The organism is Nocardia sp. NBC_01499, from assembly GCF_045040275.1.
Classification (GTDB): Bacteria; Actinomycetota; Actinomycetes; order Mycobacteriales; family Mycobacteriaceae; genus Nocardia.
This window is the reverse complement of record NZ_CP109426.1, coordinates 8,450,585-8,468,970: the sequence shown is the minus strand read 5'-3', so window position 1 is coordinate 8,468,970 and position 18,386 is coordinate 8,450,585. Positions and strand designations below refer to the sequence as shown.

Below are 18,386 nucleotides of genomic sequence, written 5' to 3'. Positions count from 1 at the left end.
GGCGGGACCCGGCCTGTTGGCCAGGTCCCGCCGGGCTCGTTGTGCAGTCAGTCGAAGCGGCTATGCCCGACCGAAGGCGAGCGCGACATTGTGCCCACCGAAACCGAAGGAGTTGTTGATCGCGTACTCGATCTCCTGGCGGCGAGCTTCGCCGTGAACCACGTCCAGATCGATCGCCGGATCCAGGTTCTCCAGGTTCAGCGTCGGCGGGACGATGCCATCCCTGATGCTGAGCACAGTGAGCACCGACTCGAGCGCGCCGACGGCACCGATCGAGTGGCCGAGTGCGGATTTCGGGGCGTACACCGAGGCGTGCTTGCCGATCGCCAGGTTGATCGCGTTCGCCTCGGCGGTATCACCGATCGGCGTAGCGGTCGCGTGCGCGTTGACGTGGGTGATGTCCTTCGCGGTCAGACCAGCGGTCTGCAGCGCTCGGGTCATCGCCCGTGCCGCACCGACGCCATCGGGGGCGGGTGCGACGAGGTGGAAACCATCTGAGGTGATACCGGCACCGAGCAGACGAGCGTGAATGGTGGCGCCGCGTGCCTTGGCGTGCTCTTCGGTCTCGATGACCATCAGAGCGCCCGCCTCACCGAAGACGAAACCGTCGCGATCCTTGTCGAACGGACGCGAGGCACCCTTCGGATCGTCGTTGCGGGTACTCATGGCACGCATCATGCTGAACGCCGCGATCGGCACCGCGTCGATGTAACCCTCGACGCCACCGGTGACGACGATGTCCGCATCGCCCATCACGATCATCCGCCAAGCGTTGGCGATGGCCTCGGAGCCGGACGAGCATGCCGAGACCGGAGTGACCACTCCTGCCCTGGCCTTCAATTCGAGGCCGACAACGGCCGAAGGACCGTTCGGCATGACCATCTGCACAGCCAACGGCGAAATCTTGCGATAGCCACCGCTTTTCAGCTTGTCGACCGAGTCGATGAGGGCGTCGCCGCCACCCAACCCGGTGCCGATAGCCACACCCAGCCGTTCCGGGTCGACCTCCGGGCTGCCTGCGTTACGCCAGACTTCGCGACCGAGAACGGTCGCGAGCTGCTCGACGTACGCCATGCGCCGGCACTCGACTCGGGTCAGCAGGGTCTCGGGCCGGACCTTCAGGTGACCGCCGATGCGGACCGGAAGGTCGTATTCCTCGACGAAGGAATCCTCGAGAACGTCGATACCGCTCTCGCCGTTGAGGAGTCCCTTCCACGTCGCATCGACATCACCAGCGATCGACGTGGTCGCCGCCAGGCTAGTGACGACGACGTTGGGGAAGTTCCCGTTCAAGGTGGAAGGAGTGGTCACAGTGTCAGCCCTACTCGGCGTCGAACTTGGCCTTGAGCTCCGCGGCGGCTTCGCTGTTCTCCGCCTCGAGCTTCTGGATGTAGCCGACAGCGTCGCCGACCGTCTTCAGGCTGGCCAGATCCTCGTCCGGGATCTTCACGCCGTACTTGTCCTCGGTCTGAACCGCGATCTCGACCATGGACAGCGAGTCGATGTCCAGGTCATCGACGAAGGACTTCTCGATCGTCACCTCGGAGGGTTCGATACCCGTCACCTCTTCGATGATCTTGCCGAGTTCCTCGACGATTTGTTCCTGGGTCAGAGCGGCCACTTCGTGGCTCCCTTCTTGTTCTTTGTAGGGCTTGTACTGGTTTTTCGGATCGAGACGGCCGATGGTTACGTCCGCTCGGTCACAACCGCGCATATTGATGCATGGCTGCGGGAGGAAAGCTAGCCGGAGATGCTTACTCCGGCCAACGCGGGGAGGTCTTCCGGGGTCTTCAGGGCCAGTGTGCGCGTGCCCTTCAGCTCCCGTTTCGCAATGCCGACGAGGGTGCCAGCTGGCGGCAGCTCTGCCACCATGGAAACCTCGGCCTGCCTTACGGTTTCGGTGCACAGGTCCCATCGGACGGGCCGGGTGACCTGAGCAGCAAGCTTGTTGATCGCGTCGCGTCCCGAGGTGACCGGCTTGCCGTCGAAGTTCGACAGCAGGGTCCTGGTCGGGTTGTTCGGCACGATCTGCGCTATGGCGTCGGTCACAGCCTCCTGTGCCGGTGCCATGAACGCGGTGTGGAAAGCACCCGCGACGGGCAGCGCGCGAATCCGTGCTTTCTCCGGCGGGTTCGCGGCGAGTTCCGCCAGCGCGTCCAACCGGCCCGCGGCCACGATCTGGCCCGCCGCGTTGCGGTTGGCCGGAACAAGGTCGAGTTCCGCGAGCCGTGCGAGCACGGTGGCCTCATCGCCACCGAGCACCGCGGACATGCCGGTCGGTTCCAACGCGCACGCCTTGGCCATCTCCGCTCCGCGGATGGCGGCCAACTTCACCGCGTCGTCCGAGGAGATGACCCCGGCGACAGCGGCGGCGGCGAGTTCACCGACCGAGTGCCCGGCGACGATGCTAGCGGCCGGAAGTGAATCCGTGGGGATTTCCGAGTAGGCGAGCAACGCGGCGGCCACGACGAGTGGCTGGGTCACTGCGGTATCGGTAATCTCCTCCGCCGTCGCGATGGTGCCGAGGCGAACCAGGTCCAGGCCGGAGGCCATGGACCAGAGGATGAGCCGGTCACGCGCGCCAGGGAGATCGAGCCAGGGCGCGAGCATGCCGGGAGTCTGGGACCCCTGTCCAGGGGCAAACAACGCGATCACTCCCTAAGAGAACACTGTGAGGTGCCTCGCTGGAGATGTCGACGCGAATGAAGCTTGCCCTCGCGTTTTGTGGGAGTCCCACAAAAGGCCACGTGGGTCGACCCGGATCGAACGTCCCACGAATTCCGTTACAGGCCCTCGTTGCCCACTGTGAAATGAGTGGCCTCTGGGGTAGGTGTTGACGGTTCGTTACGGGTTCGTGTCAAACGACCCACGGTGGCGGCGATTCTGAGCACATACGCGTCCCGCGGATTCATCGGATCACGACCCGTGATTTCGGCAATCCGTTTGAGGCGGTAGCGAACGGTATTTGGATGGACGTACAACTGACGCGCGCACGTCTCGACAGCTCCACCGCAATCCAGATAGGCCTCGAGCGTGTCCGCCAGTGACGATCCCGCCGAGGCCAACGGAAGGACAAGATACTCGTTCAACGCGTCGATCGCAGCCCGATCGCCGAGCAAAGCGCGTTCCGGCAGCAATTCGGTCGCATGCACCGGGCGTGGCGCGCCGCGCCAGCCAACCACGGCCTCCATTCCGGCCAGCGCCTCGACCGCGCTGGCGTGCGCGGCGCCCAGCGTGCGGGTGGTCGGGCCGATCACGACGGGACCGTCGGAAAAGACCTCGGCCAGCAGGTCTGCCAGAAACGGCGATATATAAGAGGAGTCGCCGAGGTGGCCGCTGACCACCATCACCAGCCGGGTGCCCTGTACTACTGCCAGCGCGGCCCGGCCGTGCCTGGCGGCGATCGCGTGCACCGACCCCACCGACGACACGCCTTGCTCGCCGGGCGGGGTACCGACCAGCACCGTTGCCGGTGCGGTGGCGTCCCAGTTCAACGTGGCGGCCCGCGACAGCATGTCCGGACCGGTATCGCCACGCACCACGGCGTCGACGACCAGCGCCTCGAGCCGGGTGTCCCACGCGCCACGCGATTCGGCGGCGCTCGCGTACACCGAGGCGGCGGCGAAGCCGAGCTCACGCCCGTACCGCAACACCGCCTCGGTGAGCGCGACCAGCTGCCGATCGTTGCGCGCGAGCGCGGGCAGCCACTGTTCGAAGAACTCCATGGCCACCCGGACCATGTCGACGGTCTGGCGCAGCGTCAGCCGCCGCGCCAGATCCTGCGGAATCACCTGGAACGCGTCGAGGCTGAACCGGATGTCGCTGTCCGGGTCCTGTAGCCATTCCAGGAAGTTCACCACCGCGGTCTGCACCAGCATCTGGACACCGGCGCGCTGCGCGGCGTCCAGATCGGCGAAGAACGGCAACCGATCCTGCATCGACCCGACCGCCTCGGTAGAGAGACGGCCTGAGAACTGCTTCACGCGTTTGAGCAGCGTGTCCGGTAGTGGGTCGCGGGTTTGCCGGTTCGGGGAGAGCGCGCCCGTCGGCAGATACACCTCATGCTCGGAAGAGCCCTCGGAGATCCGTCGCGGCCGCGGCGGTTTACGGTCCACCATCCAATCGTCCGCTACTCGCCGTCCCCATCGGAACTCGACGCGTTCTTCGGCGCGGCGTCGACGTCGTCGATGCGGTACTTGGTCGCGGCCTCGATCACCTTGGCCTTGTCGATCTTTCCGGCCTTCGCCAGGCCCGAAAGGGCGGCCACCACGATCGATTGCGCGTCGACATTGAACACGCGGCGGGCGGCTGCCCTGGTGTCGGAGAAGCCGAAGCCGTCCGTGCCGAGTGTGATGAAGTCGCCAGGTACCCACTTGCGCACCTGGTCCGGCACCGCGCGCATCCAGTCCGTCGCGGCGACGTACGGGCCATCGACCCGGGACAACGCCTCGGTGATGTACGGGGTGCCGTGGTCCTCGTCCGGGTAACGCAGTGCGGCGATCTCGCGGTGCAGTGCCTCCTTGCGGAGTTCACCCCAGGAGGTCACCGACCAGACGTCGGCCTGCACGCCCCAGTCCTCGGCGAGCAGCGCCTGCGCGCGCAGGCCGTCCGGCACGGTGACGCCGGAGACCAGGATCTGCGCCCGCACGTCGCCCTCGCCGCCCTGCTTGTACAGGTAGATGCCCTTGAGCAGTCCGGCGATATCGACGCCGTCCGGCTCGGCAGGCTGCTGGTACGGCTCGTTGTAGAGGGTGATGTAGTAGAAAATGTCCTCGCCGCCGAAGCCGCCGTCCGCCTTGCGGGTATCGGTGCCGGGCACCGCGTACGGACCCGGGTCCGGGGTGCCGCCGCCGTACATCCGACGCAGACCGTCCCGGATGATGTGCGCGATCTCGAAGGAGAACGCCGGATCGTAGGTGACCACGGCCGGATTGGTGGAGGCGAGCAGCAGTGAGTGGCCGTCGTTGTGCTGCAGACCCTCACCGGTCAGCGTGGTTCGCCCGGCGGTTGCTCCGAGCACGAAACCGCGCGCGAGTTGATCTGCCGCTGCCCACAATCCGTCGCCGGTGCGCTGGAAACCGAACATCGAGTAGAAGATGTACAGCGGGATCATCGGCTCGCCGTGCGTCGAGTACGAGGTACCGACCGCGGTGAACGACGCGGTCGATCCCGCCTCGTTGATGCCCTCGTGCAGGATCTGCCCGACGGTGCTCTCTTTGTAGGCAAGCATCAACTCGGCGTCGACCGATGTGTACAACTGGCCGTTGCGGTTGTAGATCTTCAACGAAGGGAACCACGAGTCCATACCGAAGGTACGGGCCTCGTCCGGGATGATCGGCACGATCCGCTTGCCGATCTCCTTGTCCCGCAGCAGCTCCTTCATCAGCCGCACCAGCGCCATGGTGGTGGCCACGCTCTGCTTGCCCGAGCCCTTACGCACCGACTTGTACGCCTCGTCGCCGGGAAGTTGCAGCGGCTTTGCCGTTGTGCGTCGTTCGGGCAGGTAGCCGCCCAGTGCCTTGCGCCGATCCAGCATGTACTGGATCTCGCGTGACTCCATGCCGGGGTGGTAGTACGGGGGCAGGTACGGATCCTTCTCCAACTCGGCGTCGGTGATCGGAATCCGTTGCAGGTCACGGAAATCCTTGAGGTCCTGCAGCGTCAGCTTCTTCATCTGGTGCGTGGCGTTGCGGCCCTCGAAGTGCTTGCCGAGGGTGTAGCCCTTGATGGTCTTGGCCAGGATCACCGTCGGCTGACCCTTGTGTGCCATCGCGGCCGCGTAGGCGGCGTACACCTTGCGGTAGTCGTGGCCGCCGCGCTTGAGGTTCCAGATGTCCTGATCGGACAGGTCCTGCACGAGCGCCTTGGTGCGCGGGTCGCGGCCGAAGAAGTGGTCGCGCACGTAGGCACCGTCGTTGGCCTTGTAGGTCTGGTAGTCACCGTCGGGCGTGGAGTTCATCAGATTCACCAGCGCGCCATCGCGATCCGCGCCGAGCAGCGCGTCCCACTCCCGACCCCAGATCACCTTGATGACGTTCCAGCCCGCACCGCGGAAGAACGACTCCAGCTCCTGAATGATCTTGCCGTTGCCGCGCACCGGGCCGTCCAGGCGCTGCAGGTTGCAGTTGACCACGAAGGTCAGGTTGTCCAGGCCCTCCAGCGCCGCGACGTGCGCGAGGCCGCGCGATTCCGGCTCGTCCATCTCACCGTCGCCAAGGAACGCCCACACATGCTGATCGGAGGTGTCCTTGATGCCGCGGTCGTGCAGGTAGTGGTTGAACCGCGCCTGGTAGATGGCGTTCATCGGGCCGAGACCCATGGAAACCGTTGGGAATTCCCAGAAGTCCGACATCAGCCGCGGGTGCGGGTACGACGGCACGCCGTGGCCGGGGCCGCCGTGGCTGTACTCCTGGCGGAAGCCGTCGAGCCGGTCGGTGCCGAGCCTGCCCTCGAGGAAGGCGCGCGCGTAGATGCCTGGCGAGGCATGCCCCTGGATGAAGATGGAATCGCCGCCGCCGGAGTGATCCTTGCCGCGGAAGAAGTGGTTGAAGCCGACCTCGTACAGCGCCGCCGAGGACGCGTAGGTCGAAATGTGGCCGCCGACACCGATTCCCGGGCGCTGCGCGCGATGCACCATGATCGCGGCGTTCCAGCGGATCCAGGCGCGGAAGCGCCGTTCCACCTCTTCGTCGCCGGGGAACCACGGCTCGTTCTCGGTGGGGATGGTGTTGACGTAATCGGTCGACGTCAACGCGGGGATGGCGACACGGCGTTCACCGGCCCGCTCCAACAGACGGAGCATGAGGTAACGCGCTCGGCCGGGGCCCTCACGATCGAGCATCTCATCGAACGACTCGAGCCATTCGCTGGTTTCCTCCGGGTCGATGTCCGGTAGGTAGGACGCCACCCCTTCGCGGATCACCCGCACGCGCTCGGTCGGCTGGGCTTGCGGTCCGTTCGGATCGCGGCCGGCCGGAGCGGCGGACTCGGATCCAGCGGGTTGCGCTGGAGCGGAAGAGTGGATCAGGTCGGTCAAATCTGCTCCTCGTACAGGGGTGGACAAGCGGATAGCGTCGGTATCCCTGAGTGGCGGCGCGTGGGTTTGCGTACCACTCGTTTACGAAAGGTCGGGGCGCACCCTCCATCCTTGCCGATGGTGTGCCCCAGGTCATCATGTCAGCAGGAAATCCAGTACCGTGCGCTGGGCAACATGAGCCCAGGCCGCTGTAGTTTTCGAGCGCCGAATGAGGCGCACGTCAAACGGGAGGACGATGAAGACCCTGGACCCGCGCGGGTTCGGATTGGTGTGCGCGACCGGAGCGGTCGTTGTCGGCTTGGTCGTAGCCGGCTGCGCGAACCGGGTCGAAGGCACGGCCAACCCCAACACCGCTGATGTAGCGGCCTATAAGACGGAGGCGGCGGCCGCGTCGTCGGCGGCCGCCTCGTCCAAGCGCGCTGCCGCGCAGGACAAGGCGATCACCGACAACTGTGCCCAGTTCCCGACCACCACCGGTGTCGGCGTCTCCAAGTACAACGAGTTCGTCGACGCGCACGACGCCAACGCGGGCGACTACGCGGCCAAGCGAGAACTTGCCGCGTCAACCCTCGATGACGCCGCGAACAAGGTGGAGACCGGAGTCAACACCGCGAAGGACGCCATGCCCGCGGATCTGGCCGGAAAATTCACCGACTACGTCACAGCGGCGCGCGCGCTGTCCGCGGAGACTCGCAAGATGACCTACACCGCGCCTGTCGGGCCGCTCAACGAGGCAAGTAGGCGGGTCAACGACGCGCGCAACGCCGTCCGCGACGCCTGCCCGAAGCGCTGAACCGGTCCATGACACAACATTGTCACGCGACATTCCGGGCCATTTTCTTCGGATCGGCTTGCGCTGGAGGCCATAACCATGTTCGCTTGCAACTACCTATTGTCGGGAGTTGAGGAGGACACCACCGTGGTCGCCGCGGCGGACGCGCAGAACTACGCTCAGAAGCTTGGCATTACACACGGCTTGGTTGTCCAGGAATTGGGCTGGGACGAGGACGTCGACGACGACTTGAGAGCCGACGTCGAGGAATCCATCGGCAGCGATCTTGTCGATGAGGATTCCGACGAAGTAGTCGACGTTGTGCTGCTGTGGTGGCGCGACGGGGACGGTGATCTGGTCGACGCACTGATGGATGCGATCGGTCCACTCGCCGACGAAGGCTTCGTCTGGGTACTCACGCCCAAGACCGGACATCCGGGTCATGTAGAACCGAGCGAAATCGCAGAATCCGCACCGACCGCCGGTCTGACTCAGACCTCGGCGATCGCCCTGGGTAGCTGGGCGGGCAGCCGCCTGGTGCAACCGAAGGCGCCCTCGAAGCAGCGCTGACCCACCTTTCGCTATGGTGTCGCCGGGCGGTGATCGCGCCGCCCGGCGGAAACCCGACACGATGGAGGATTTGCGATGCCGCTCGAAGTTGGCACTGTCGCGCCGGATTTCACGCTCAAGGATCAGAACAACCAGGACGTCAGCCTGTCGGACTATCACGGCAAGAAGAACGTGCTGATCGTCTTCTACCCGCTCGCCTTCACCGGCATCTGCCAGGGTGAGCTGTGCAAGGTGCGCGACGAACTACCCAAGTTCCAGAACGACAACGCCGAGATCCTCGCGATCTCGGTCGGCCCACCGCCGACCCACAAGATCTGGGCCGCCGAACAGGGCTACGTCTTTCCGCTCCTGTCCGACTTCTGGCCGCACGGCGCCGTCGCGCAGGCCTACGAGGTCTTCAACCAGAAATCCGGCTACCCCAACCGCGGCACCTTCGTCGTAGACCGCGAAGGTTACATCCGTTTCTCCGAGATGAACGGCCCCGGAGAGGCCCGTGACCAGGCGGCTTGGGAGAAAGCGCTCGCCGCGCTAGATTCATAACCCGGCCGGCAAGGTCGAGGGCGTATAGCTCAGCGGTAGAGCTCTGGTTTTACACACCAGCGGTCGGGGGTTCGATCCCCTCTGCGCCCACAGATCCCATGAGATCCCATTAGATCCCCGTAGATGCCATCAGGGTGTCTATGGGGGTTCTGTCCACTTCTCGATCCAGTCGTCCTCTCAGGAGTTGCGCCGGATTCTTAGCCGGCGTCGGAATCAACCACGACGTCATCTCCGGACACGTCAGCCGCTGGTACCACTGTCTGGATGAATGCACCGATGTCGCGGATGGCGACCCGTCTCTCGGGGATCAGGTCGGCGGCGACTGGGAAGACGTGAATCTGGCGGTCCCAGATCTGCAGTCGGCAAGCCACGTTCGCCTCCGCGCAACGTTGTCCCAGCTGCTCGGCGTGGGCTCGTAGGCCCTCGGTCGAGCCGACGATGATCAGCGCGGGCGGCATCCCTGCGAAGTGGAATCGGCGCCAGCGGAATCGGACTCGCCTTCTCCGCGGTCGCCGGCCTCATCGACAACCAACAGTCAGGGAAGATGATCGCCGATTCGATGCGATTCTGGATGGACGGAGTGCAGTCCGCGGATCAAGACAGCTCGAGCGAACGACCCGGCCACGCATCGAAATAGCCTGCACACCAAGTCCCGGTTCATCACGAGAATCAAGCGTTGCGATGACCTATCGAGGACACCAGAATCATGGGACGTTGCTGCACGCTGATCAGCCCTCCCGAAGCGGCTGATGAGGAGAGGCGTGCCGCGGTTGGGCTGGCGGATCTTGCACAGAGGTTATTCAGTTCCGGAACGTGAGTCGAGGTGCGAGCAGGGCGTTTGACGTGCAGATATTTGACGTCAAGGGGGTCGGGTCAGGATTCAACCTGGCCTATACGCCGGACAGTGGGACCAGAACGCCAGAAGGGAAGCGGATTCCCTGGATGGGTCACAGCATGCCGCACGATCTTTATCCCACTGTCGATGGCGAACTTCCGCATCGGCAAAGCACGCTGGGCGCGCTGGACAAGGTCACGGGAGAGACCGGAGCGCAGCAGTCCTGCGGAGCATTCGATCCAATCGGCGCGGCGGATACCTTCGACGAGCCATGCGGCCTCACCACGGTAGGTCCGGATTCGGTGATGCAGAGTCATCGCCAGCGCGATCTCGCGATACCACTCCGGACGACCGTAAGCAGCTAGCCAGGCACGCATCGGTTCCAGGTCCAGATCGAGATAGTCCACAGTACGGAGCGCGGCAATGTCATGAAATGCCGCGGCAATCGCGATCCGCTCCGCCACCTCAGGTCCCGGAGGTGTCAGCTCTCGGGCGAACAGGAACACCCGCTGCGCGTGGTTTCGGTACCCCGCCCATCCCTCGTCGTCGCCACCCGACCAATCCGCGCGGTGTTCGGCGAGGATCTCATCGATCAAGGCACTGGTCATCAGCTCACGCATAGCCACAATCCTGCCCCGGCCGAACCGCTCGCCCCTGCAGCCACACCTGGATCCGTCATGAACACATCCGCAGCGAGGTGGTGGACCGCGCCCGATGAGATTTGTTCAGTTGGTGCGGATGCCGCGGGCGATCACGTCCAGGGCGGTGTGTCGGGTGGGATCGTCGGGGTGGTGGATCGTGGCGGTGATCATGCCTGTGATCAGCGGCTGAATTGCGTCCAGGGTGAGCTCGGGGCGGATCTGGCCGTCGCGTTGGGCCCTGGCGAACAGGTGCTGCAGGGTAGCGTAGAGCTCGCTGTCCGGAGTGACGCCGGACGCCGCGGGATACGGCGTACCCGCCTGCGCAATAAGTAGATGACGGTCCCGTGCGGCCAGATCGAGCAACATGGTGAGCACGTCCAGCAGACCTTGCAGAGCGTCCGCGGAGTCCGCGTATGGACGGGCCCGCTGGTCCATATTCCTGATGGAGTCCGCGACCAAAGCCTCGAGCAGGCCTTGTTTACTGCCGAAGCGCCGGTAGATGGTCGCGACACCGACCCCCGCACGGTGGGCGATGTCTTCGATCTGCGCGTCCGCGCCGGCTTCGGCGACGACGTATCGGCCGGCTTCGATGATCTTGGCGAGGTTACGTGCCGCGTCCGCCCGCAACGTCGCTCCGGCGGCGGGGTTCAGGTCCTGATCAGCGTAGGTGTCGGCCACATCGTTCAGGGTGGCATAGACCACAACTAATTGACAAGTGGAATTCCGTTTCCACATACTGAGCGAGTAAGCGAAACCATGATTCCGGTTAATGCGAGATGCAGATTCCCGACATCTGAGCGCATTCATTCACTCGGCAGAAAGGTTTGTCATGGTGACATCGCAGTTCGCTACGCAACTTCCGCAGGACAACCAGGATCTCAGCGCCTTGCTGGGACAACATCTGATCTACACGTACTCCAACGGCTGGCAGTACGAGCTATACATAAAGAACAACGATCGCGTCGACTACCGAGTCCATCCCAGCATCAAAGACGTGAACCCGCTGACCGGTCGCTGGGTCAAAGACCAGAAAACGGTGATCGCCCGGCTCGGCGACAGCATGTACTCCATCGCCTGGAACGAGCCGACAGGCACCTGCGTCAACCTCGTGCTGGATATCGGACAGCGGTGGGTGCACTTCACCGGCTTCCTGGCCAAATGGGTCAGCGACCATCCCGAGCGCACCGTGGTGTTCCAGAACGAGCACCTGCCAGAAATCCAGGCCTACCGCGACACCGGACCGATAGCACCGCAGACACCGGCCAACCTGTTCGGCACCATCAGTTACGCCGAAGACAGCGGCATCGACAACGAGGCGGTCATCGCCTGCGCCCCCGGCGAGGTACCCGACGGCTTCCTCGACCGCACCAACTGAGACATCGACGACCCAGCCAACCCAGAGCCGCTGTCCGGCAGTCGTTTTCACCACATCCGAACAACGGGGAGGGATTCGATGACCACGATATTCCCGAACACGCACATCGTGCGGGCTACGAATTGAGCTCCCCTGTCATCGAGACCACCGGCAACGACGCCACCGGTATCTGGACCCTGCACCGGTTCACATCGATGGTTCCTGGACCGAGGCTCCGATACCACCGCGAATACCGAAACACCCCCGAGGGGCTGGCGATTCAGCCGCCTAGTCCTGCGAGTTGAGGAGCATGCAGATGACCGCAACGACACCCGTCGAAGCCACCCATGAGCTGGCCGATCTCGTCGGCAGGCATTTCATCTATACCTACGCCAACGGCTGGCGGTACGAGTGGTACGCGCGCAACGAGAAGGAATGCGATTACCGCATCCACCACGGCCTGGTCGGCGGCCGTTGGGTCACCCATCAGCCGATCGAGCTGGTGCGGCTGTCGGAAGACGGTCAGTTCAAAGCCGACTGGCACGAACCCACCGGCAGCTGTGTCAGCCTGTTCTTCGATCTCCCGCGCCGCCGCCTGCACGGCACGATCTTCTTCCCGCAGTGGATCGGCGGGCAGAACCAGCACCCGGAGAAGACGATCTGCCACCAGAACGACTTCATCGAGGATATGCACCGCTTCCGCGACGAAGGCCCCGCCTACCCGTACGTCCTCATCTCCGAGTTCGCGACGATCACCTACATCGAGAACGCAGGCCGCGACAACGACGAGGTCATCAACAAGGCCCCGGGCCAGCTCCCCGATGGATACGCCGACCGCACCAACTGAGACCCGACGCGCGTATGCCACGGGCGAAAACCGTGATTCCGGTTAGCGAGAGGTACGGAGTCCCGATACCAGGAGGATCGCCGTGACGACATCGCAGGCATCCACGCCGCTTCCACAAGCCGATCAGGACCTGACCGGTCTGCTGGGCCAGCATCTGATCTACATCTACTCCAATGGCTGGAAATACGAGCTCTACATCAAGAACGCCGGCACGGTCGAATTCCGGGTCCACCCCGGCAAAGCGGTATCGAACCCGTTGGCCGGGCGCTGGGTGAAGGACCTTGAAGCAGTAATCGCACGGCTCGGCGACGGGCTCTACTCGGTCGCCTGGCTCCAGCCCGTGGGCTCGTGCGTCAGCCTGGTGATCAACACCGGGCAGCGGTGGCTGCACTTCTCCGGTTTCCTCGCCAAATGGGCCAGCGACAACCCGGCACCACTGGCAGGGTTCCAGAACGATCACCTCGACGAGATACTCCGTCTCCGCGACCTCGGGCCGATCGCTCCCCAGCTGCAGGAGGACCTGTTCGCCACGATCACCTTCGCCGAAGACCGCGGCGTCGACAACGAGGCGGTCATCGCCTGCCCGCCCGAACAGGTACCCGACGGCTATCTCGACCGCACCAACTGAACATCGACCGCCCGCCCGCCGAGAGCCGATGTCCGGCAGACATTTTCGCCACATCTGAATCCCGGAACGATGAGGAACAGGAGGAATGCGATGACAACCGACATGAGGGCCGTGCCCGACACCGACCAGGTGATAGCAGGGTTGGCGGCGCGCCTGCAACGATTCGAAGATATCGAGCAGATCCAGGCGATGCACCGAACCTACGTCCGCCATCTGGCCGATCGGCAATGGGACCAGATGGCGGAACTGTTCACCACCACCGCGGTCGTCGACCTCGGCCACGACGGCATCCGCCGAGGCCACGACGACATCACCGCCCTCTTCGACACCATCGACTCGAGAGGCAACCCCCATGCGGGCTACGCGTTGAGCTCCCCTGTCATCGAAGCAACCGGCAACGACGCCACCGGCATCTGGACACTGCACCGGTTCACCGTCGATGGTTCCTGGACCGAGGCCCGCTACCACTGCGAATACCGAAAGACCCCCGAGGGTTGGCGATTCAGCCGCCTACACGCCCGAGTCGTGCTACCCGACCCGCAACCCGAACCCGGCTCCTGAGACGACACACCACGTTTGTCCGACCAGATCGAAGACCAAGTGCGGGTATTCACGGCGGTGGGTGAATACCCGCTGTGCAACAGCGGTCGCCGGATCGCTGTTGCGATCGCCGTGCCTCGTGTTTTGCGCCTGAAATTCGTTTCGGCGCGTCGGCCGATCGGGCGCTTCCGGCTGCTGCATAATACGGGCTGCGCCAATGGCACTGAATCCACATAGCTTCAGGTACACCCGCATCTGCTGGTGCCACTACTCAGCGACTACAGGTAAGCATCGACTGACTGTGCGCGATACGGCAGGCCGAGGAAGGGTGAAATGAACGCCACCAGGTCCGGCATGGGTTCGTGTCGTCGGTGGCGGTCAGTCCTATGCCTGGTCGCGGCGTGTTTTGTCGCCGCTGTCCAATCGGGCGCGGCGGTAACGGCCGCCCCGGCCGCGGACGACGAGTCGCGGACGGTCCCCGTACAACCCGCATTGCCGTTTCCGTTACCGCCGTTGCCGCCGGAGCTCGATCCGGGCTTCTACGCGCCGCCCGCGGATATCGTGGCCGCCAAGAAACCGGGCGAGATCATTGCCGCGCGCGAGGTGCATCTGGCGTTCTATTCGGTGATCCCGTTCAACATCGATGCCTGGCAGTTGTCGTTTCGATCGACCAATACCCGCGATGAGGCCATCGCGGCAGTCACCACGGTCATGAAGCCGCGCGGCGACAACGGAGGAAAACCGCGGAACCTGCTGTCATATCAGTTCCCGCAGGACTCCAACGCGCAATACTGCGGCGCCTCATATCTGCTGCAGCTCGCTTCGTTTCCAGCAAGCCAGCTCGGGCAGCCCGATATCCCAGGCGAATTCGTCGCGCCGCTGACTGCTCTCGGCGCTGGATGGGCGGTCACGATGCCCGACCATGAAGGCCCCAATTCGGCTTTCGCCGCGGGCCCGTTGGAGGGACAGATCACCCTGGACGGAATCCGAGCCACGGAGAACTTCGCACCGATGGGGCTGCCCGGTAAGGAAACCAAGGTCGGCATGGCCGGGTACTCCGGCGGTGCCATCGCCACCGATCACGCCGCCGAGTTGCACGCCTCCTACGCGCCCGAGCTGAATATCGTCGGTGCCGTCGCCGGCGGTAATCAGGCGGATATGAGCGCGTCGTTCCGACTGGCCAACAACTTCGTGACTTCCGGCCTGATCTGGACCGCCGTGCTCGGGGCAGCGCGGGAGTATCCCGAGCTCGACGCCTACATCCAACAGCACATGAATCCTGTTCTACGGCCGTTGAATCCGCTGAAGAACGCGCTGTGTCTGTACTCGATGGCCATCTTCCCGTTCATGAACCTGGAACAGAGTCTCTTCGATACGCCGGACCCGCTGCACAATACGCCGCTCAGCGATGTCTTGGAGAAGGTGTCACTAGGCCATGCAGTTCCCGACATGCCGATATTCCTCTATCAATCGAACAGAGACGAAGTCGCGCCGGTCGAGCCGGTAACTCGCTTGGTGCAGGAAAAATACTGCGCTGATCCGAAGGCGCGGGTGCTGTATGTGCGGGACAACTTCAGCGAGCATCTGATATTGGAGAGCATCGGCATACCGCGCGCGCTGCTGTGGTTGGAGGACCGCTTCAACGGCGTTCCGGTCCCTGCGGGATGCGACATCCACGAGGAGGGATCCATGGCGTTGGACCCTGCCACCTGGCCGGTGTGGTTGAAGGCCGTCGACAATCTGCTCGCCGGACTTCTGCAGCAACCGATCGGCAGCGACCGGGCGTCGCATGACAGCTTCACAGATCCTAGCCGCGGGGCAAGGTGAGCGCGTTCCTTCTCCTATCCATGTCAGTGGGCTATAACGGGTTCCCCCTCGGGCTGGGTGGGGAGTGTGTTCGGCATCAGCACCGCCAGGATGATCGCACCGACGGCGAGGAATCCGGCCGACCACCAGAACGTAGTGATGTAGCTCTCGACCTGCGCCTGGGCCGCGACCTCAGGGGTCGACCCGTTGTCCGCGAGGTAGTTGTTCAGTGTGGTTGCCGCGAACGTGGACAGCAGCGCGGTGCCGATCGAGCCGCCTATCTGCTGCGAGGTGTTCACCATCGCTGACGCAACACCTGCGTCCTCGTGGTTGATTCCAGCTGTCGCGCTCTGGATCGCCACCGATAATGCGGCTCCGATGCCGAGGCCGAGTAGTAGTTCCCCGGACAGGACATGGCTGAGGTAGCCGGTGTCCAACCCGACCCGGGTCAACGACACCATCCCTGTCGCGGCAACGAGGAGCCCGCCTGCCACCGTGGTCTTGGTGCCGAGACGGGGCAGCAACAGCGGCGGTGTCATGGTCGACGAGAGCACCATCGCGGCCACCATCGGCAAGAACGCGACGCCGGTCCGAATCGGCGAGTAGCCGCGGCTCACCTGGAGGTAGTAGGTGAGGAACAGAAGGACGGAGAACAGCCCGATACCGATGGCGAACACCGCGAGATAAGCGCCGCCTCGGATGCGGTCGAGCACGATCCGCAGCGGCAGCAGCGGATGCGGAACCCGTGTCTCCACTACGCAGAACGCGCACAGCAACACCACACCGGCGATGAGCCACCAGATTGTCGTGGCGGTAGACCAGCCGTGCGATTCAGCATGAGAGAACCCATAGACGATGCTGAACAGCCCCGCGGTGGCAGTTATCGTGCCGGGTAGGTCGAGTACCGGCCGCTCGACGGCAACGTGGCGAGCCAGCAGCGCCAATGCGCCGATCAGCGCTACGCCGGCGAACACCAGATTGATATACAGTGCCCAGCGCCACGAGACCCATTCGGTGAGCGCACCGCCGAGCAGCAGACCGATCGCGGCACCGGCGCCGGAGATCGCGCCGAAGATGCCAACTGCTTTCGCGCGCTCCGACGGCACGGTGAAGGTGACCGTCAACAGGGACAGGGTCGCGGGCGCCAGCAGCGCGGCAAAGACACCTTGGGCCACCCTGGCGGAGATCAGCATCTCGGAGTTCACGGCGGCACCGCCGACCGCGGAAGCTACCGCGAAGCCGACGAGACCGATGATGAACGTGTTGCGCCGGCCGAACATGTCGCTCAACCGTCCGCCGAGCAACAGCAGGCTGCCGAACGCCAGCGTGTAACCGGTGACCACCCACTGCCGGGTCACGTCGGAGAAACCGAGCGCCTTCTGCGCGTCCGGAAGAGCGATGTTCATGACCGTCGCGTCGAGCACGACCATCAGCTGCGCGATACCGAGCACTGCGAGGACCCACCAGCGCCTGACATACGAATCGTGAACAGCCCGCTCCGATTCATGCGCGGTCGTAGCCATGATTCTCCTCACGAAGTCAGTAGCGAAGTAGAACTCTTCGAATTGCTCTGGAGCTTCCGAGAACGGCGCGAACGCTGTTACGAACAGTACTACCGCACCTCAGGCTTCCTGACTTTTTGGCACGTCGCTACGAGGTCGTTTCATGCGGACTGCCGGTGCAAGAAGGCAGCCTTTCTTGATGTCGCGCGGATACGCCGAGTAATGCCACATTTCGGATGATTTGTACGCGGATTCTTCGGAGTCATCGGAAGAATTGGATCTGTCCTCAGTGTCACTTCCCAAGTGCCGTCGCTTTTGACGGTTGCTGACGGTTACAGCCGTCCCCCTAGAAAGGTGCCCCAAAACCTCGATCAATTCTTCCTTCGGACGCGCTCGACCACCGATGTTTCGGGGGTGCGGGGCAATTCGATGATGAAGGTTGCGCCGGCCCCGACAGGGCTTTCGACCCAGACCGTGCCGCGATGCGCGGTGATGATCGCTTGCACGATGGACAGTCCGAGTCCGGGGCCGCCGTCAGTGCGGCTGCGAGCAGTGTCGACGCGGTAGAAGCGGTCGAAGACCCGTTCGGCCGCCCCGGCCGGTACTCCGGGTCCGGAATCGGCCACCTCGATCCGTACTCGGTCGGTCGCGGCTGTCAGCCGTACCGAGACGGCGGAGTCGGGTGGGGTGTGGGTGATGGCGTTGTCGACGAGGTTTGTCAGCGCCTGCCGGAGCCTGGCTCGATCACAGATGATCTCGAAACCTCCATCACCATCGATGCCGATGTCGATGAGGTATTGCAGTGCGCCACTGCGAAAGCCAAGTGCCTGCGCGTCGTGGACAACCTCCCTGAGCAGGTGACGCAGGTCGACAGGGCGGCCCTCGAACCGCGGCTGGATGTCCAACCGCGCCAGCGCCAGCAGATCCTCGACAAGGTGTGTCATCCGCAGCGCCGCGCTCTCGATCCGCGCCATCAGCAACTCGCCCTCGGCGTGCCCACCGTGGCTGTAGAGCTCGGCGCAGCCACGGATGACGGTCAACGGAGTGCGCAGTTCGTGGCTGGCGTCGGCGACGAACTGCCGCATCCGCTCCTCGGATGTCTTGATCTGAATCGCCTTGTTTTGCATCAATACCTCCTCGGCTCTGGTGTCGTTGCTGGTGATCGCGACCGGTTGCGGTGGTGACAGGTCAGTGTGTGGTGACGGGCGGCGCCACTCGGTTGTCGACAATGCCGGTCATCGTCACCTCACAGGCCATCCTAAACGGATATTACATATCCGTTTAAAACAACGGTAGCACCTAAGCGGATTTATCG

Annotated in this window: 19 protein-coding genes and 1 tRNA gene; 10 read left to right on the top strand and 10 right to left on the bottom strand. The window is 64.0% G+C overall.

Annotated features, from left to right (window positions below; translation table 11 throughout):
* Positions 1-60 precede the first annotated feature (60 nt).
* The 5 genes from OG203_RS38530 to aceE all read right to left on the bottom strand — a co-directional run bounded on the left by OG203_RS38530 (position 61) and on the right by aceE (position 7,036).
* A complete protein-coding gene (locus tag OG203_RS38530; RefSeq protein ID WP_405162126.1) occupies positions 61-1,311 on the bottom strand; it encodes a KasA/KasB family beta-ketoacyl-ACP synthase in 1,251 nt (416 codons plus the stop codon).
* A gap of 10 nt (positions 1,312-1,321) precedes the next feature.
* Positions 1,322-1,621 carry a meromycolate extension acyl carrier protein AcpM gene (gene acpM, locus OG203_RS38525; protein ID WP_150408150.1) on the bottom strand — a complete coding sequence of 100 codons (300 nt, stop codon included), beginning with the start codon at positions 1,619-1,621 and terminating at the stop codon, positions 1,322-1,324.
* Between the two features lie 119 nt (positions 1,622-1,740).
* On the bottom strand, positions 1,741-2,655 hold the full coding sequence (locus OG203_RS38520; protein WP_405162125.1) for an ACP S-malonyltransferase: 915 nt from the start codon (positions 2,653-2,655) through the stop codon (positions 1,741-1,743).
* A 128-nt stretch (positions 2,656-2,783) separates the two neighbouring features.
* Positions 2,784-4,118 (bottom strand): PucR family transcriptional regulator, encoded by a 1,335-nt coding sequence (locus OG203_RS38515; RefSeq protein WP_405162124.1) that lies wholly within the window; start codon positions 4,116-4,118, stop codon positions 2,784-2,786.
* 11 nt (positions 4,119-4,129) lie between these two features.
* Entirely contained in the window at positions 4,130-7,036 is a 2,907-nt protein-coding gene (gene aceE / locus OG203_RS38510; protein WP_405162123.1) for a pyruvate dehydrogenase (acetyl-transferring), homodimeric type, read from the bottom strand.
* A 235-nt stretch (positions 7,037-7,271) separates the two neighbouring features.
* Here aceE and OG203_RS38505 point away from each other — a divergent pair, with 235 nt between their 5' ends.
* The 4 genes from OG203_RS38505 to OG203_RS38490 all read left to right on the top strand — a co-directional run bounded on the left by OG203_RS38505 (position 7,272) and on the right by OG203_RS38490 (position 9,008).
* Complete coding sequence (locus tag OG203_RS38505) at positions 7,272-7,829, top strand: hypothetical protein (RefSeq protein ID WP_405162122.1); 558 nt, start codon at positions 7,272-7,274, stop codon at positions 7,827-7,829.
* A gap of 126 nt (positions 7,830-7,955) precedes the next feature.
* Positions 7,956-8,378: a DUF3052 domain-containing protein gene (locus OG203_RS38500; protein ID WP_150408147.1), complete on the top strand. Its 423-nt coding sequence runs from the start codon at positions 7,956-7,958 to the stop codon at positions 8,376-8,378.
* A 75-nt stretch (positions 8,379-8,453) separates the two neighbouring features.
* Positions 8,454-8,918: a peroxiredoxin gene (locus OG203_RS38495; protein ID WP_405162121.1), complete on the top strand. Its 465-nt coding sequence runs from the start codon at positions 8,454-8,456 to the stop codon at positions 8,916-8,918.
* Positions 8,919-8,936: 18 nt separating this feature from the next.
* Positions 8,937-9,008, top strand: a tRNA-Val gene (locus tag OG203_RS38490).
* Between the two features lie 107 nt (positions 9,009-9,115).
* On the opposite strand, the gene OG203_RS38485 is transcribed toward OG203_RS38490, so the two are convergent.
* The 3 genes from OG203_RS38485 to OG203_RS38475 form a co-directional block, all read right to left on the bottom strand.
* On the bottom strand, positions 9,116-9,376 hold the full coding sequence (locus tag OG203_RS38485) for an alpha/beta hydrolase (protein ID WP_405162120.1): 261 nt from the start codon (positions 9,374-9,376) through the stop codon (positions 9,116-9,118).
* A gap of 415 nt (positions 9,377-9,791) precedes the next feature.
* Positions 9,792-10,373, bottom strand: a complete 582-nt coding sequence (locus tag OG203_RS38480; RefSeq protein WP_405162119.1) for an HD family phosphohydrolase — start codon at positions 10,371-10,373, stop codon at positions 9,792-9,794.
* Between the two features lie 105 nt (positions 10,374-10,478).
* A complete protein-coding gene (locus OG203_RS38475; RefSeq protein ID WP_405162118.1) occupies positions 10,479-11,072 on the bottom strand; it encodes a TetR/AcrR family transcriptional regulator in 594 nt (197 codons plus the stop codon).
* Positions 11,073-11,223: 151 nt separating this feature from the next.
* On the opposite strand from OG203_RS38475, the gene OG203_RS38470 reads away from it, so the two are divergent.
* The 6 genes from OG203_RS38470 (at position 11,224) to OG203_RS38445 (ending at position 15,590) form a co-directional block, all read left to right on the top strand.
* Positions 11,224-11,769, top strand: a complete 546-nt coding sequence (locus OG203_RS38470) for a phenolic acid decarboxylase (RefSeq protein WP_405162117.1) — start codon at positions 11,224-11,226, stop codon at positions 11,767-11,769.
* Between the two features lie 295 nt (positions 11,770-12,064).
* Complete coding sequence (locus OG203_RS38465; RefSeq protein ID WP_405162116.1) at positions 12,065-12,595, top strand: phenolic acid decarboxylase; 531 nt, start codon at positions 12,065-12,067, stop codon at positions 12,593-12,595.
* 82 nt (positions 12,596-12,677) lie between these two features.
* Positions 12,678-13,223, top strand: a complete 546-nt coding sequence (locus OG203_RS38460) for a phenolic acid decarboxylase (RefSeq protein ID WP_405162115.1) — start codon at positions 12,678-12,680, stop codon at positions 13,221-13,223.
* Between the two features lie 90 nt (positions 13,224-13,313).
* On the top strand, positions 13,314-13,784 hold the full coding sequence (locus tag OG203_RS38455) for a nuclear transport factor 2 family protein (RefSeq protein WP_405162114.1): 471 nt from the start codon (positions 13,314-13,316) through the stop codon (positions 13,782-13,784).
* A gap of 15 nt (positions 13,785-13,799) precedes the next feature.
* Complete coding sequence (locus OG203_RS38450; protein ID WP_405162113.1) at positions 13,800-14,000, top strand: hypothetical protein; 201 nt, start codon at positions 13,800-13,802, stop codon at positions 13,998-14,000.
* A 96-nt stretch (positions 14,001-14,096) separates the two neighbouring features.
* The gene (locus tag OG203_RS38445) at positions 14,097-15,590 is read left to right on the top strand and encodes a lipase family protein (protein WP_405162112.1); all 1,494 of its coding nucleotides are present in this window, start codon (positions 14,097-14,099) and stop codon (positions 15,588-15,590) included.
* 23 nt (positions 15,591-15,613) lie between these two features.
* Here the strand turns inward: OG203_RS38445 and OG203_RS38440 are convergent, their stop codons facing one another.
* Both OG203_RS38440 and OG203_RS38435 read right to left on the bottom strand, forming a co-directional pair.
* Positions 15,614-17,092, bottom strand: a complete 1,479-nt coding sequence (locus tag OG203_RS38440) for an MFS transporter (RefSeq protein WP_405162111.1) — start codon at positions 17,090-17,092, stop codon at positions 15,614-15,616.
* Between the two features lie 350 nt (positions 17,093-17,442).
* Positions 17,443-18,198, bottom strand: a complete 756-nt coding sequence (locus OG203_RS38435) for a sensor histidine kinase (protein WP_405162110.1) — start codon at positions 18,196-18,198, stop codon at positions 17,443-17,445.
* Between the last annotated feature and the right edge of the window lie 188 nt (positions 18,199-18,386).

What these genes read in the sequence shown, in the direction of transcription:
- OG203_RS38455 (WP_405162114.1), top strand. Translation starts at nt 13,314, where the DNA reads ATGACAACCGACATGAGGGCCGTGCCCGACACCGACCAGGTGATAGCA.
- OG203_RS38465 (WP_405162116.1), top strand. Translation starts at nt 12,065, where the DNA reads ATGACCGCAACGACACCCGTCGAAGCCACCCATGAGCTGGCCGATCTC.
- OG203_RS38495 (WP_405162121.1), top strand. Translation starts at nt 8,454, where the DNA reads ATGCCGCTCGAAGTTGGCACTGTCGCGCCGGATTTCACGCTCAAGGAT.
- OG203_RS38515 (WP_405162124.1), bottom strand. Translation starts at nt 4,118, where the DNA reads ATGGTGGACCGTAAACCGCCGCGGCCGCGACGGATCTCCGAGGGCTCT.
- OG203_RS38485 (WP_405162120.1), bottom strand. Translation starts at nt 9,376, where the DNA reads ATGCCGCCCGCGCTGATCATCGTCGGCTCGACCGAGGGCCTACGAGCC.
- OG203_RS38480 (WP_405162119.1), bottom strand. Translation starts at nt 10,373, where the DNA reads ATGCGTGAGCTGATGACCAGTGCCTTGATCGATGAGATCCTCGCCGAA.
- OG203_RS38435 (WP_405162110.1), bottom strand. Translation starts at nt 18,198, where the DNA reads ATGCAAAACAAGGCGATTCAGATCAAGACATCCGAGGAGCGGATGCGG.
- OG203_RS38440 (WP_405162111.1), bottom strand. Translation starts at nt 17,092, where the DNA reads ATGGCTACGACCGCGCATGAATCGGAGCGGGCTGTTCACGATTCGTAT.
- OG203_RS38505 (WP_405162122.1), top strand. Translation starts at nt 7,272, where the DNA reads ATGAAGACCCTGGACCCGCGCGGGTTCGGATTGGTGTGCGCGACCGGA.
- OG203_RS38445 (WP_405162112.1), top strand. Translation starts at nt 14,097, where the DNA reads ATGAACGCCACCAGGTCCGGCATGGGTTCGTGTCGTCGGTGGCGGTCA.
- OG203_RS38470 (WP_405162117.1), top strand. Translation starts at nt 11,224, where the DNA reads ATGGTGACATCGCAGTTCGCTACGCAACTTCCGCAGGACAACCAGGAT.